Annotated in this window: 14 protein-coding genes and 1 other annotated feature; of the genes, 12 read left to right on the top strand and 2 right to left on the bottom strand. The window is 35.8% G+C overall.

Annotated elements, in window-relative coordinates:
* Positions 1 to 121: 121 nt before the first annotated feature.
* From gltX to yihA, 8 genes are all read left to right on the top strand, one after another.
* Complete coding sequence (gene gltX / locus L6651_RS04960; RefSeq protein ID WP_237036889.1) at positions 122 to 1,600, top strand: glutamate--tRNA ligase; 1,479 nt, start codon at positions 122 to 124, stop codon at positions 1,598 to 1,600.
* A gap of 1 nt (position 1,601) precedes the next feature.
* Entirely contained in the window at positions 1,602 to 2,123 is a 522-nt protein-coding gene (locus L6651_RS04955) for a hypothetical protein (RefSeq protein ID WP_237036888.1), read from the top strand.
* Positions 2,098 to 2,282 (top strand) — a binding site (T-box leader). It overlaps the preceding gene by 26 nt.
* A 32-nt stretch (positions 2,283 to 2,314) precedes the next feature.
* Complete coding sequence (gene cysS, locus L6651_RS04950; RefSeq protein WP_237036887.1) at positions 2,315 to 3,715, top strand: cysteine--tRNA ligase; 1,401 nt, start codon at positions 2,315 to 2,317, stop codon at positions 3,713 to 3,715.
* 9 nt (positions 3,716 to 3,724) lie between these two features.
* On the top strand, positions 3,725 to 4,555 hold the full coding sequence (gene thyA / locus L6651_RS04945; RefSeq protein ID WP_237036886.1) for a thymidylate synthase: 831 nt from the start codon (positions 3,725 to 3,727) through the stop codon (positions 4,553 to 4,555).
* Positions 4,556 to 4,565: 10 nt separating this feature from the next.
* Positions 4,566 to 5,075 (top strand): dihydrofolate reductase, encoded by a 510-nt coding sequence (locus L6651_RS04940; protein ID WP_237036885.1) that lies wholly within the window; start codon positions 4,566 to 4,568, stop codon positions 5,073 to 5,075.
* 1 nt (position 5,076) lies between these two features.
* A complete protein-coding gene (locus tag L6651_RS04935) occupies positions 5,077 to 5,343 on the top strand; it encodes a PspC domain-containing protein (protein ID WP_237036884.1) in 267 nt (88 codons plus the stop codon).
* 121 nt (positions 5,344 to 5,464) lie between these two features.
* Complete coding sequence (locus L6651_RS04930) at positions 5,465 to 5,968, top strand: ferritin (RefSeq protein WP_237036883.1); 504 nt, start codon at positions 5,465 to 5,467, stop codon at positions 5,966 to 5,968.
* Positions 5,969 to 5,979: 11 nt separating this feature from the next.
* Positions 5,980 to 6,585, top strand: a complete 606-nt coding sequence (gene yihA / locus L6651_RS04925) for a ribosome biogenesis GTP-binding protein YihA/YsxC (protein ID WP_237036882.1) — start codon at positions 5,980 to 5,982, stop codon at positions 6,583 to 6,585.
* Between the two features lie 1,430 nt (positions 6,586 to 8,015).
* On the opposite strand, the gene rd is transcribed toward yihA, so the two are convergent.
* Positions 8,016 to 8,177 (bottom strand): rubredoxin, encoded by a 162-nt coding sequence (gene rd / locus L6651_RS04920; RefSeq protein ID WP_237036881.1) that lies wholly within the window; start codon positions 8,175 to 8,177, stop codon positions 8,016 to 8,018.
* A 177-nt stretch (positions 8,178 to 8,354) separates the two neighbouring features.
* Here rd and L6651_RS04915 point away from each other — a divergent pair, with 177 nt between their 5' ends.
* The 4 genes from L6651_RS04915 (at position 8,355) to L6651_RS04900 (ending at position 12,831) form a co-directional block, all read left to right on the top strand.
* Positions 8,355 to 8,735 (top strand): ATP-binding protein, encoded by a 381-nt coding sequence (locus L6651_RS04915; protein WP_237036880.1) that lies wholly within the window; start codon positions 8,355 to 8,357, stop codon positions 8,733 to 8,735.
* 73 nt (positions 8,736 to 8,808) lie between these two features.
* The gene (typA, locus tag L6651_RS04910) at positions 8,809 to 10,635 is read left to right on the top strand and encodes a translational GTPase TypA (protein ID WP_237036879.1); all 1,827 of its coding nucleotides are present in this window, start codon (positions 8,809 to 8,811) and stop codon (positions 10,633 to 10,635) included.
* Between the two features lie 193 nt (positions 10,636 to 10,828).
* The gene (locus L6651_RS04905) at positions 10,829 to 12,499 is read left to right on the top strand and encodes a formate--tetrahydrofolate ligase (RefSeq protein WP_237036878.1); all 1,671 of its coding nucleotides are present in this window, start codon (positions 10,829 to 10,831) and stop codon (positions 12,497 to 12,499) included.
* Positions 12,500 to 12,510: 11 nt separating this feature from the next.
* Complete coding sequence (locus tag L6651_RS04900; RefSeq protein ID WP_331473704.1) at positions 12,511 to 12,831, top strand: YerC/YecD family TrpR-related protein; 321 nt, start codon at positions 12,511 to 12,513, stop codon at positions 12,829 to 12,831.
* 188 nt (positions 12,832 to 13,019) lie between these two features.
* Here the strand turns inward: L6651_RS04900 and L6651_RS04895 are convergent, their stop codons facing one another.
* Positions 13,020 to 14,198, bottom strand: coding sequence for an ISL3 family transposase (locus L6651_RS04895; protein WP_237036877.1), 1,179 nt, complete (start codon positions 14,196 to 14,198; stop codon positions 13,020 to 13,022).
* Positions 14,199 to 15,255 lie beyond the last annotated feature (1,057 nt).

Raw genomic sequence — 15,255 nt, 5'->3', positions numbered from 1 at the left:
CATAAAATTTTTCATTAAAGTATGCAATAATGAAAGGTTTTGCCCCTGCACCATTGCAAAAACTTGTGTTTAAAGATAAAATTGTTATATATGTTATTTGATATTTAGAGAAGGGGAGAAAATGAAAGAAGTTAGATTACGTTTCGCACCAAGTCCAACAGGTTATGTTCATATTGGTGGACTTAGAACTGCACTATATAATTATTTATACGCTCGTGGACAAAAGGGCAAATTTATTTTAAGAATTGAAGATACAGATAGAACAAGATATGTGGAAGGAGCCATCGAAAACCTTATAAAGGAACTTAAATGGGCGGGCATTGACATTGACGAAGGTGTTAGCCTAGATGAAGATGGAAACATTATTAATGTGGGAGACTGCAAGCCATATATTCAGTCAGAAAGAGTTAAAGAAGGCATCTATGACAAATATGTTGAAAAGCTAATTGAAGAGGGAAAGGCCTACTACTGTTTCTGTACAAAGGAAAGACTTGATCACATAAGAGAAGCTCAAAAGGCCGACGGAAAAATTGCAAAGTACGACGGTTTTTGTAGAGGAGTTTCCCTTGAAGAAGCTAGAGAGAGAATTGCAAATGGAGAAGAACATGTTGTAAGAATGAAACTTCCTGCAAACAAGGACATCTCTTTTGAAGACGCCATAAAGGGGAAAATTACAATTAACACAGACGATATGGACGACCAAGTGCTTATTAAGTCAGATGGTTTTCCAACATACCACTTCGCAGTAGTTGTAGACGACCACGAAATGGGCATAACCCATGTTGTAAGGGGGGACGAATGGCTACCATCAACTCCAAAACACGTGTTCCTATACGAAGCCTTTGGATGGGAAGCACCACAATATGTGCATCTACCAACTGTATTAAATAAATCTGGTAAAAAACTTTCCAAGAGAAATGACGACGCTTCAGTGGAAGACTTTAGAAAGAAGGGCTACCTTCCAGAAGGACTTATAAACTACCTTGCACTTGTGGGATGGTCTCCGGAAACAAATGAAGAAATACTTTCCATGGATGAACTTATTGAACAATTTAGTTTCAACAGAGTTTCAAAATCCGGTGGAGTATTTGACAGCGAAAAGCTTGACTGGGTCAACGCACATTATGTAAAGGCCCTTGAAATACCAAAGCTTGTAGAGTATATAAAACCATATATGTTAGAAGCTGGTCTAATAAACGAAGATTTTTCACAAGAAAAACTTGAACTAATAGCACAGACCTTCCAAGAATCAATTCACAAGTTCTCAGAAATTGTTGAACAATCAGAATTTTTATTTAAAGACAAAATAGAAATAGTTGAAGAAGACGCTATTGAAATGGCGTCAGGAGAACAGGTTCCAAGTCTTGTAGAAGCCTTTAAAGAAGAACTTTCACAAATTGACGAAGTTGACGAAGAGTTTGCAAAGACCATTATGAAAAAAATTCAAAAGGCTACTGGAGTTAAGGGAAAGAATTTATATATGCCGGTAAGAGCCGTGTTAACAGGCAATGTTCATGGACCGGAACTGGTAAATATAATTCAAATACTTGGGAAAGAAGGCCTGGAAAATAGATTAAACCAATTCCAACAAGGAGCATAATATGAAAAACAAAGTGCTTACAGGATTTCTTATAATCTTTTTTCTAATAGCTCTGTTCTTTGCATCATTTGTGCTTTTTAACAAGTACAACGAAACCTATAGCTATGACCAAATAACTTCAGGAGTTATTGACGGCCTTACCTATAAGGATTTAAAGACAGAAAAAGTAGAAGACATTTTATTCTTCGTTGCGGAAGATCTTAAAGACAAAAAAGATTTAAAGGTTATGGTTTTTGAAAAAGATTTTCTATTTAAGTCCAGATATAGAAAAAAATATGAAGAAGAAAAAGATGACGTTGTCAGCAGTATCTACTATGGTACGGACAAAAGCGGTTGGATTTTAGTGTTTGGAAGAAACACTGACAAAAACTCAATCGACTCATTCGAAGTTGTGTCTGACAAAGTTAAAAAGATAGATGTAAAAGAAAAGGGAATCATCCTTGAAGTTATGCGAGGCAAAGCCAAGGATGTAAAAAACTTAAGAATTGAATATAGTCAGGAAAATCAGGAAAAAACTGACTAGGATTTTTAGAGAGAAGCAGTTTGGTGAAATGCTTTAATCCGACTCAGAGATATGCGCCTGATATGAGAATTTAATACATTCCGGTTGAACCGTTAGAACTTTTAAGTGGAATAGATTTCTAATCAAATAGAGTGGAACCGCGGATAATTCGTCTCTTGCAATTGCAGGAGACTTTTTTTATAGGAGGAAAGATGAAAGTATATAACACATTGACAAGGCAAAAGGAAGAATTTGTACCAATAGAAGAGGGCAAGGTGGGTATTTACGTTTGTGGCCCTACGGTTTATAACTACATCCACGTTGGAAACGCTAGACCAATGGTGGTGTTTGACACATTAAGAAGATATTTTATGTACAAGGGCTATGATGTAAAGTATGTAAGTAACTTTACAGACATTGACGACAAGATAATTGAGAGGGCAAAGGAAGAAAAGGTCGACTTCAAAGAAATAACAAAGAAGTACATCGCCGCATACCTTGACAACTCAAACGAACTTAACTTTGACGAAAAGGACACCATACATCCAAAGGCAACGGAATATATAGAAGAGATGATAGAATTTGTAAAGGGCCTTGAAGACAAGGGCATAGCATATAATGTTGATGGAGATGTATACTTTGACATTACAAAGGCCAAGGACTATGGAAAGCTTTCAAGAAAAAATATTGAAGAATTACAAGCGGGCAAGAGAATAGAAGTTTCATCTGAAAAGAAAAACGCCATGGACTTCGCCCTTTGGAAGAAGAGAAAAGAAGAGTCGGAACCAGCATGGCAGTCACCATGGGGCATGGGTAGACCGGGATGGCATTTAGAGTGTTCAGTAATGTCCCAGTCCATCCTTGGAGACACCATCGACATACACGCCGGTGGAGAGGACTTACAGTTCCCACATCACGAAAATGAAATCGCACAGTCAGAGTCGCTACACGACAAGGACTTTGCAAACTATTGGATGCACAACTCCATGATTACAGTTGACAACGAAAAGATGAGTAAGTCCAAGGGAAACTTCTTTTTACTAAACGACATTAGAGAAGAGTACGACCTTGAAGTTGTAAGATTTTGGTTACTTTCAGTTCATTACAGAAAGCCAATTAACTTTAGCAAGGAGGTTATGCAGGCGACAAAAAATGGTCTAGAAAGACTTTACAACGGAAAGAAAAAATTAGAAGAGCTTTTAGCAAATGCAAGCCCTGGAGAACTTAACGAAGAACTTTCAAGTGAAATTGACAAAATCGTTAATAATTTTGAAGTTGCCATGGACGACGACCTTAATACAGCAGATGGAATAACTGCCGTTTATGATTTAATAAAATTTGCGAACACAAACCTTGACGAAAATTCCTCAAAAGAAATTGTGGAAAAGATACTAAACACATTAAATAAATTTTCAGACGTTCTTGGAATCTTACAAAGAGAAGAAAAAGACGACAACTTAGACGAATACGTTGAAAAGATGATACAAGAGAGAACCGACGCCAGAAAGGAAAAAAATTTCGCAAAGGCCGACGAAATTAGAGACAAATTATTAGAAATGGGTATAAAATTAAAAGACACAAGACAAGGTGTTACTTGGGAAAAAATAAAGTAGGAGAGTTATATGAGTAGAGCTGATGATATTTTTATAAACATGTGCAAAGACATATTAGAAAATGGATATTCTTCCGAAGAGCAAAAGGTAAGACCACATTGGGAAGATGGAACACCGGCTCATACTATTAAAACATTTGGAGTTGTAAATAGATATGACCTGTCTAAGGAGTTTCCAATTCTAACCCTTAGACCAACCCCAATGAAACTTTCAGTGGACGAACTACTTTGGATTTGGCAAAAGAAATCAAACAGAGTAAGCGAACTTAAGTCTTCAATTTGGAACAGTTGGACAGACGAAGAAGGGACCATTGGGAAAGCTTATGGCTACCAGCTTGGAATAAAACATAAGTATAAAGAAGGAGAGTTTGACCAAGTTGACAGAGTGCTTTACGACTTAAAGCACAATCCCTATTCAAGGCGTATTATGACAAATCTATATAACTTTGAAGACCTACACGAGATGCAGCTTTATCCATGCGCATACTCAGTCACCTTCAACGTTACAGGAAATAAACTAAACGCCATATTAAACCAGCGTTCACAGGACATCTTAGCTGCAAACAATTGGAATGTTGTACAGTACTCAGTTCTAGTACACATGTTTGCACAAGTTTCAGGCCTTGAAGTAGGAGAGCTCATCCATGTAATTGCCGATGCGCACATATACGACAGACATGTACCGATTATAGAAGAGCTTATAAAAAGAGAAACCTTTGATGCACCGAAGTTTGAGATTAACAAAGATGTAAAAGATTTCTATAAATTTACAACAGATGACTTTAAACTTATAGATTACAAAGCGGGACCTCAAATAAAAGACATACCCGTGGCAATTTAAGGAGTGAAAGATGAAAGCTATAGTAGCTGTAGACAATAACTGGGGAATAGGAAGAGACAACGACATGTTGATTTCAATTCCCGACGACATGAGATTCTTTGTAGACCAGACGACAAATAAAGTTGTGGTTATGGGTAGAAACACATTGGAGTCACTACCGGGAGGAAGACCACTAAAAAATAGAACTAACATCGTAGTCTCAAGGAGCATGGACGAAAGAGAAAATGTAATAACCGTAAGGAGCCTAGAAGAAGCACTAAAAGAAATAAAAAAATACGATGCGGATAAAGTTATGATTATTGGAGGAGACTCTATCTATAAACAGTTTTTAGACTACTGCGATGAGTGCATAGTTACAAAGATACAAGAAGACTTTCCCGACGTGGACTGCTACTTTCCAAACCTAGACGAACATGAGGACTGGGAAATAGAAAACAGCACCATAAACTACAACTGGGAAGGTATTTCATATAACTTCAATTGGTATAAAAATAAAAAAGTAAAAGATATAGGGGTGTAAAATGAAGAAAAAATTATACAAAGTAAGAGAAGGAAAGATGGTGTCAGGAGTATGCCTAGGACTATCAGAATATTTTGACATTGACGTTTCCATAGTTAGAATAATTACAGCAGTGCTAGGACTATGTTACTTTGCAGGTCTAGTAATGTATATAATAGCAGCCATAGTTCTACCATGGAAAGAAGACATCTATTCAGAGGACTCAAACATTAAAGACAATAGCTATTCACAAAGAAAAGAAGATGATGACTATATAGACATAGACTAAAATTTGGTTCAAGTGCCCCTTGAACCCTTTTTAATGGAAAAATGTTTAAATAACTATTCTCGGGGTAGATATAACACTGAGGCAAGAAAGACTTGTCATATAAAATTACTAGGAGGATATTATGAACAACAAAAAATTATTAGACTTACTAAACAAACAATACAACTTTGAAATAGAATCAGCGTACATCTATAAAGCGATGTCACTATGGGCAGCAAAAGAAAACTGGTCAGGAGTTGCAAACTTCTTCCATCAACAAGCACTAGAAGAAATGTTCCATGCAAGCAAATTAGAAAACTATCTACTAGACATTGGATATTGTGTAAAACTTACAAAAATTTCAGAACCAAAAGCAGAGTACTCATCATTATTAGAAGTTTTCAAAGACGCATTTGACCATGAAAAACAAGTTACTGCAAACTTCGTTGAAATAATGAAAGAAGCAAAAGAAGTTCCAGATTACAAAACTGAAATTCAAGCACAATGGTTCCTAACAGAACAAGTTGAAGAAGAAGCAACATTTGACGACCTTATTGCTACACTAGAAAGAATAAGCGACTCACCAGCAGGACTATTCCAATTTGACGCAGAACTTGCTCAAAGAAAATTTAGTCCAGAAGCATAATCACAAGCATAATGAAAATAAAAACCGCTGATTTGGAAAAAATTGCAGCCACATTAGAACAATATCCAGAAAACAATCTACCGGAGATTGCCCTGGCAGGTAGATCAAATGTAGGTAAATCAAGTTTTATAAATGCATTTATAAATAGAAAGAACCTGGCAAGAACCAGTTCAAAACCTGGCAAGACCAGAACAGTTAACTTCTATAATATAAATCATGAGTTTAGACTTGTGGACCTACCAGGATATGGATATGCAGCAGTATCCAAATCAGAAAAAGATAATTGGGCAAAAATCATAGAAACCTACCTTCACAATAGAACAAATCTTTACGAAACAGTTCTATTAGTAGACATTCGCCACGATCCAACGGCACAGGACAAGCAAATGTACAATTGGATAAAAGAAATTGGCTTTACAGGATTTGTAATTGCAAATAAGGCGGACAAAATAGCAAAATCAAAACATGGACAATATGTAAAAAATATTGCAAAAGTACTTCAAATAGAAGACAGAGATTTAATAATACCATTTAGTTCAGATAATAAAATAAATTTGGACTTGGTACACGAGCAATTCGAAGCTATTTTGAAATATGGTAGTGGTTTCGAAGAATAAATGGCTTTTTCATGATTTTCTTCTTTTTTGAGAGAGGACTCCTGCGGGGAGTTCTTTCTTTTTTTGAAAAATCACTTAAATACGTTAAATTATTAAAATATTGTAACAAATAAGAAAAAAATTGCAAAAAAATGTGGTTTTTTGTTTGAAATAAAATTTGTGGGTATTAATATAATACAAACCGATAACCATTAAATGGTTACCCAACTAAAATTAAAAAAGATATACGAAAATGTATTTAGTTCGAGATGTCGAACTTTATATAAAAAGTATTTTAAGAGAAGGCTTGGTATTCGGTTTTTAATATATAATCCTAATGTTATTACAGATAATCAGAGGATTTTAAAAGATCAGTGAAAATTTAAAAAGAAAGGATTTGATAGTTGTGATAGAACCTAAAAGTGAATGTTGGAGTAACCATAAGTAGTGGAAGTTATTAGCATATAGATGATAATAACTTCCACATTTTTTTGTTTTGTAGGGTTTCGCCCAACCACTTTTTTATTTCTAATTTACATAGTTGTTTTATTTAATTTTGTTTTGTAGGTCTGTGACCTACAACTTTTTTTATTTCCAATATATTATTTCATTTTATTCCACCAAGGGGGAAAAAGGAACCGTTTCGTATGTTCCTTTCCCCCTTGAAAACCCCCTTTACCTCCCAACGACTCGGGGTAACCCCGAGACCCCTATGTGAGTATGGAAGAAAATCCAACAAGATTTTCTACAATTTAAATTGGGGTTTGGGGTATCCCCAAGCGTTTTAAGGGTGTAAAAGGTTCGGGTTTCAGGGTAAGGATATGAGGGGAAATCGCAATCCCCTTCATCCTTACCCTGAGATTGAGAATGAAAATTTTGTAAAATATTATTACTCAAAGTTTTTAAAACTTTGTAGAGTTTGCCGTAAGGCAAATAAAACAAAACACTATACTAGAAATAAATAGGTCGTAGGGTATAACCCTACAAAACAATATATTATGATACTTTGACGAACACTTTCTTAAAAGAAAGTGTTCGAGATACTTCGACTCGCTGTCGCTCGCTCAGTATGACAGTACCTGGGGTATTACATTCCTAGGTAGAAGATGTACAAAATGCATTATGTGCCGAAGGCACTAACAGGAAAGCCTTAGCTTTCCTACCACTTTACACAAGGGGTCTTGGGGATATCCCCAAGTCGTTGGGAGGTAAAGGGGGTTTCCAAGGGGGAAAGGAACGTACGAAACGGTTCCTATTTTCCCCCTTGGTATAATAAAAAAATAAAATTTACTAGAAGCAAATGGGTCGTAGGTCATAGACCTACATAACAATACCGCAGGGCAAATAAAACAAAAACCTATACTAGAAATAAAAAAGTAGTAGGGTATAACCCTACAAACCAAACTAAAAGCAGAGAATAAAAAAGAGAGGACTTCTCCTCTCTTTACCTCTTATTCTTCAGGTTCGAATTGATCTTTACCTGCTCCACAGATAGGGCAAACCCAATCTTCTGGAAGATCTTCGAATGCTGTACCTGGTTCAATTCCGTTATCTACGTCTCCTTCTGCTGGATCGTAAATATGGCCACATGGTTGACATACATATCTTTTCATAAAGACACCCCCTATAATTTTGTTGTCAATATATTTATACCCCAAATCTTTCTTTTAAACAAGTTTTTTTGTAAATACGTTTTCTCCTGCTCCTAACAGTTCATCAAAAGAATAAATTTATTCCACGGGCTTGTTAGTTTATAAACTACTTGGGTAATTAATACATAGGTGGTTATTATGTACAGATTTGAAGAAACGGCTAAGGGGACCATGGAGAACATCAACGATATGACGATGCGCTTCATGGGAGATATAAGCTCATATTTACAAGATGAAAAAACGCTCTACGATTTGAGACTAATAGTTACAGAGCTCATGGTAAACGGAGTAAAACATGGCAATATGGAAAATTTCAATAAGCTCATTCGACTATGTGCCGTGCTATCCGACGATAAGGTTACAATAAAAGTAAAGGACCAGGGCAGTGGCATAATGGGCCACAAGTGTAGCTGTAGTGATTTTACTAAGACAAATGGTAGGGGTCTTTTTATCGTTGAACATATAGCAGACAAAATAGTTTATAATAAAAATGAAGTAGTTGTGGAGCTACAGATATAGAAATAGCCCACAACTATTTATTTTGTCCTTCTTTATGGTATAATTTCAAAGGATAAAGTAAGGAAGTGTTTTAATGGCAAATAAAAAAAATATAAGAAATGTTGCAATCATAGCCCATGTTGATCATGGCAAGACAACATTAGTAGACGGATTATTGAGAACTGGTGGTGTATTTAGAGAAAACCAAGCTGTTCAAGACAGAGTTATGGACAGTAACGACATCGAAAAGGAAAGAGGTATAACAATACTTTCCAAAAACACCGCCGTAGACTATAAGGATTACAAGATAAATATTATCGACACACCGGGACACGCCGACTTTGGTGGCGAAGTGGAACGTGTGCTTAGCATGGCCGACGGAGTTGTTCTTGTTGTAGATGCATTTGAAGGACCAATGCCACAAACTAAGTTTGTATTAAAAAAGGCATTTGAATTAAATCTACCTGCAATAGTATGTATCAACAAGATTGACAGACCAGAGGCAAGGCCAGAAGAGGTTGTAGATGAAATCTTAGACCTATTCATCCAACTTGATGCTGGAGAAGAATACCTTGACTCACCAATAGTATATGCTTCAGCAAGACAGGGCTTTGCATGCGAAGACTACAACGACCCATCAGATGACATGTCGTACCTTCTTGATAAGATTATCGAATACATTCCGGAACCAAGTGGCAATGTGGAAGAAGCCTTTAGACTTTTAATTTCCACAAGTGACTACAACGACTACGTTGGTAGAATAGGAATAGGTAAGATAGATTCTGGAACAATAAAAGTAAATGACAGAGTTCATATTTTAAACTACTACGACAAATCAGTTGATAAAAAAGTTACCATAACAAAGATATATGAGTTCCAAGGACTAAACAGAGTGGAAGTACAGTCTTCAACGGCGGGAAATATAATTGCCGTTACAGGAGTTGAAGGCATAAATATTGGAGACACCATTTGCGACCTTGAACATGAAGATCCAATACCATTTACAAAAATTTCAGAACCGACCCTTGCAATGAACTTTTTAGTAAACGACAGTCCATTTGCAGGCCGCGAAGGAAAATATGTAACCAGTAGACAAATTAGAAATAGACTCTTTAAAGAACTGGAAACAGACGTTAGCTTAAGAGTTGAAGAAACAGACTCCACCGACGCTTTCAGAGTCAGCGGTAGAGGAGAGCTTCACCTATCAGTATTAATAGAAAACCTAAGAAGAGAAGACTACGAGTTTCAAGTTTCAAAACCACAAGTACTATATAAAGAAGAAGACGGAGTTACCCTAGAGCCAATCGAGAGAGTGACCATAGACGTAGACGAAGAATATGTCGGTGCCATCATAGAAAAACTTGGGATGAGAAAGGGAGAACTAATCGACATGAAACCATCAAAAGGTGGCTACACAAGACTAGTTTTCGACATACCAACAAGGGGCTTAATAGGATATAGACAAGAATTTATATCCACCACAAAGGGCACAGGAGTAATCAACTCCGAACTTAAAGAGTACGCAAAGAAAAAAGGCGACATTCCAGGCAGACCTACAGGATCCCTAATATGCTTCGAAACAGGAGTAACATCTGCCTATGGATTAAACGCGGCACAAGAAAGAGGAGTGCTATTCGTAAAACCAGGGGAAGATGTGTACGAGGGAATGGTCGTAGGAGAAAATCCAAAGGGACTAGACATCGAAGTTAACGTGTGCAAGAGAAAGCAACAGACCAACATCAGGTCCTCAGCAGCAGACGAAGCCCTAAGACTTTCACCACCGAGAATACTAAGCCTTGAAGAGCTACTAGAATTTATAGAAGAAGACGAGCTAATAGAAGTAACACCTAAGAGCCTTAGAATAAGAAAGAAAATATTAAACTCAGAACTAAGATACAAATCAAAAAAGAATAAAAACTAATACATTACTTTATTAAATTCACTTTTTCAAGTATAATAAGTTTGTAGATATTAAACCGAGTTTTTTAACAAATTAAAGTATAAGACTTTAATTTATAAACTGATTAAAGTATCTTTTATCGGGTAAATAAATAGAGAATGACTTAGTAAATATACTAAAGTTTAACTACAAATATTAGGAGGTTATTTATCAAATGAAAACAGACGTACAAATAGCACAAGAAGCTAAGATGGAACCTATAGTTGAAGTTGGTAAACGTCTAGGTCTTGAAGAAAAAGATCTATACCTTTATGGAAACTACAAAGCAAAATTAGACTTGGGACTTTTAGAAAAATACAAGGACAAAGAAGACGGAAAACTAATCCTTGTAACAGCAATAAACCCAACACCAGCAGGAGAAGGAAAGACAACAGTTAACGTTGGACTTTCAATGGGACTTAACAGAATAGGTAAGTCAGCAATCTCTGCACTAAGAGAACCTTCACTAGGACCAAGCTTTGGTATAAAAGGTGGAGCAGCAGGTGGTGGATATGCACAAGTAGTTCCAATGGAAGACATCAACATGCACTTCACAGGAGACTTCCACGCTATTACAACAGCAAACAACCTAATCTCTGCACTACTAGATAACCACTTACAACAAGGAAACGAACTAGGAATTGACCCTAGAAGAATCCTTTGGAAGAGAGTTCTAGACATGAACGATAGAGCACTAAGAAATATCGTAGTAGGACTTGGTGGTAGACCAAACGGAGTACCAAGAGAAGACGGTTTCGATATAACAGTAGCTTCAGAAATAATGGCTATACTATGTCTAAGCACAAGCCTTGAAGACTTAAAAGAAAGAATCGGTAACATCCTTATTGCATACACATACGACAAAAAACCAGTATATGCAAAAGACATCAAGGCACAAGGAGCAGTAGCACTAGTAATGAAAGATGCTATTAACCCTAACCTTGTACAAACATTAGAAAACACACCAGCAATACTACATGGTGGACCATTCGCAAACATTGCACATGGATGTAACTCAGTAGTAGCAACAAAACTTGCAATGAAACTTGCTGACTACACAGTAACAGAAGCAGGATTCGGTGGAGACCTAGGAGCGGAAAAATTCTTTGACATCAAATGTCGTCTAGGCGGAATCACACCAGACTGTACAGTAATTGTTGCAACAGTTAGAGCATTAAAACACCACGGTGGATGCGCTAAAGACGAACTAGGCGAAGAAAACCTTGAAGCACTAGAAAAAGGATTTGCAAACCTAGAAAGACATATCCAAAACATGCACAAGTATGGTATTCCATGCTTAGTAGCAATTAACCGTTTCCCAACAGACACAGAAAAAGAACTAGAACTTCTTGATAAATTAACAAAAGATTCAGGAACAGAAGCAGTTCTTGCAGAAGTTTGGGCAAAAGGTGGCGAAGGCGCAGAAGACCTTGCTAAAGCAGTAGTTAAGAAGATTGACGAAAATGAAAATAACTTCCACTTCTTATACGAAGAAGATATGACAATAGAACAAAAGATAGAAAAAATCGCAACTGATATATACGGTGGAAGCGGAGTAGAATTCACAACAAAAGCAAAGAGAAAACTAAAAGAAATATCAGAACTTGGCCTTGACCACTATCCAGTATGTATGGCTAAGACACAATATTCATTCTCAGATGACCCTAAACTATTAGGAGCACCATCAGACTTCCGCATTACAGTTAGAGACTTGAGAATTTCAAGAGGAGCAGGCTTTGTTGTTGCCCTAACAGGAGACATAATGACAATGCCAGGCCTTCCAAAAGTTCCAGCAGCTAACAATATTGACGTATTAGAATCAGGCGAAATAGTTGGATTATTCTAAGGAGTGATATTTTGAGTAGCGAGTCTAGGCTAAAGAGCAAACAATTAGATGATTTCTTTGATGCAGTAATGATGCTAAAAAGTAGAGAAGACTGTTACAAGTTCTTTGAAGACGTATGTACAGTTAGAGAGCTTCATTCAATAACACAAAGATTAGAAGTTGCAAAACTTTTAAAAATCAGAAAAACCTATAACGAAATAGAAAAAGAGACGGGAGCTTCAACAGCTACAATAAGTAGAGTAAATAGAAGTCTTAACTATGGAGCAGAAGGCTATGAACTTGTTCTAGACGAGCTTATAAAAAGAGACTTAGAAGCAAAACGAAAGAAATAAAGGTTCTAAAGAATCCATTGGGGGATGCTAACCTATAAAGTTGGCATCTCCTCTTATTTATACATCATTATTCACTTACTTTTAAAAGACCTATCTAAATAGTCACTTTTTACTGTTTTTAGGTTCACTTAATAAGCCTATAGGCTTATTTTTCCTAAAAGCTAATTCTTTTATTCAATTTATGTATATTATTCGAGTGCTAATATCCTATTTCTAAATCTTTTGAAATTTTTAATTCCAAATGTTATTCTCTTTAATACTTTTATTTTGTTGTTCATTCCTTCTACGTACCCATTGGTGAATTCGTAGTCAAAGCTATTAGATATTGGGTCTATCCAGTTCTTAAAGGCTGTTAAACAGGCTCTCCACTTAATGGATCCGTCTTTTAACAGGTATTCTATCCAACCTTGTATGTTTTTTTGTGCTTTCTCTTTGTTTTCGCTCTTCATTACTAGGTTGTAGAAGGTTTCTTTTGTTAGGTATGCTTTTCTTATTTCTTCGTTTCTTTCTAACATTATTGATACTTTTATTTTTTCATCTTCGTGTAGTTTTATCATTGGTTTTGTTAGTAGGGATTTACTTCTCATAAAGTGTGTTCTTTCTTGTTTTTTCATCTTTTTTGATTCTGCTATTCTTGTGTTTTCAAATCCCCATGTTACCTGTCTTATGAAGTGATATCTGTCTATTAGATGTTTTGCGTTTGGAAAGTGTTTTTTCTTTATATCTCTGTATGGTCTATACATATCGCTTACGAAGATTTTTACTTTGTCTTTTTCTTCTTTTGGTATTTGACTAAAGTATTTATCTAGGTAATCAAATTTCCTTGTTGGTAGTACGTCTAATATCTTTTTATTTTGACTATCTGCTATTATTGTCTGATACTTTTCTCCTCCTGAGTCTCCTTTGAATTCGTCTATGTTTAGTACTTCTCCTAGTTTTAATCTTTTTATTTCTATGGTATCTATTATGTTTGTAACTGTTTTGGGTGAAATATAAAATTTTTTAGCTATATCTTTGATGGATATTTTATTTTTAAATTCTTCTAATACTCTTCTTTTGAGTCTTGTTGTTATTTGGCAATGTTTTGATACGAATGGTTTAGATTCTGTAAATCTTTTATTGCACTGTCTACATTTAAATCTTCGTACGTCTATTTTTAATACTACTTGTTTATCTCTATATGGTAAATCTCTTATGTTTTGATGTCTATGGTCATGTATTTCTATCTTTTTTGATCCACAGCACGGACATGTTTTAGGTCTTTTCTTACATTTACCTGTTATTGTTATCTTGTCTTCTGTTTCTTCTACTTTTCCTAATTCTAAACCTTTTATTCCCACAAGCTTTGTGATATTATTTATTTGCACTTACTTTACCTCCTTTATTTGGTTGTGGTGACTTTATTTTAGGTGATTTGTAGAGTAAGTGCAATTTTTTTATTTAAAAAACTGTTAAGGTGGTATGTTTATTCATACCCCCCCAACAGTTTCTTTTGTTCCGAAATAAAGAAAGAACCCATATGGGTTCTTTTTTTTTGAATTTTTTGAAAAAATTCAAACTAAAAATTTTTGTTCTTTTTGTAGGGTTTCACCCTACGAGGTTTGATACCTGCCGGCACTGTCATTCTGAGCGGAAAAATTCCGAAGGAATTTTGTAGTCGAAGAATCTCATTTGCTTTTCAACGAAAAGCAAATGTAAAAGTAGCCTGAATTGTTATGTAGGCCTGTGACCTACAACCATATTATTTTCATTATAATTTATCATTTTATTCTACCAAGGGGGAAAAGGCACCGTTTCGTACGGTTCCTATCCCCCTTGAAAACCCCCTTTACCTCCCAACGACTCGGGGTTACCCCGAGACCCCTATGGTAAAGAAGTAGGAAAGCTTTGGGCTTTCCTACAATTTTTATAGTTGTGTTTTGTATGTTTTCTTTGTACGAAGCGTATTCACCCCGCTTTGTCATCCTGAGCGAGCGTAGCGAGTCGAAGGATCTCGTGAACTTTCACAAGAAAGTTCACGCTTAAGTATCCTGAATTGTTTTCAAAGTTTTATAAACTTACTAATTTTTATTTTATCAATATTATTTTTTCTAACCTCAGGGTAAGGATGAAGGGGATTGCGATTTCCCCTCATATCCTTACCCTGAAACCCGAACCTTTTACACCCTTAAAACGCTTGGGGATACCCCAAACCCCAATGTAAGCTGTAGAAAATCTTTTTGGATTTTCTGTTTGTGCCTTCGGCACTGTAGTTGGGAGTGTTTACACCTCGCCATGTCATTCTGAGCGGAAAAATTTTTGAAAAAAATTTTGTAGTCGAAGAATCTCATTACTAAGTATATGTTAGAGGAACAGAGTAAATTTAATAATCTAATAGTGTTCAAAGTATAATATTACAAACAGAAGAAAATCCAAAAAATTTTC

Origin of the sequence: Mediannikoviicoccus vaginalis, assembly GCF_928097925.1 — a bacterium.
GTDB classification, from domain to species: domain Bacteria; phylum Bacillota; class Clostridia; order Tissierellales; family Peptoniphilaceae; genus Mediannikoviicoccus; species Mediannikoviicoccus vaginalis.
This window is presented reverse-complemented; position numbering and strand designations above follow the sequence as displayed.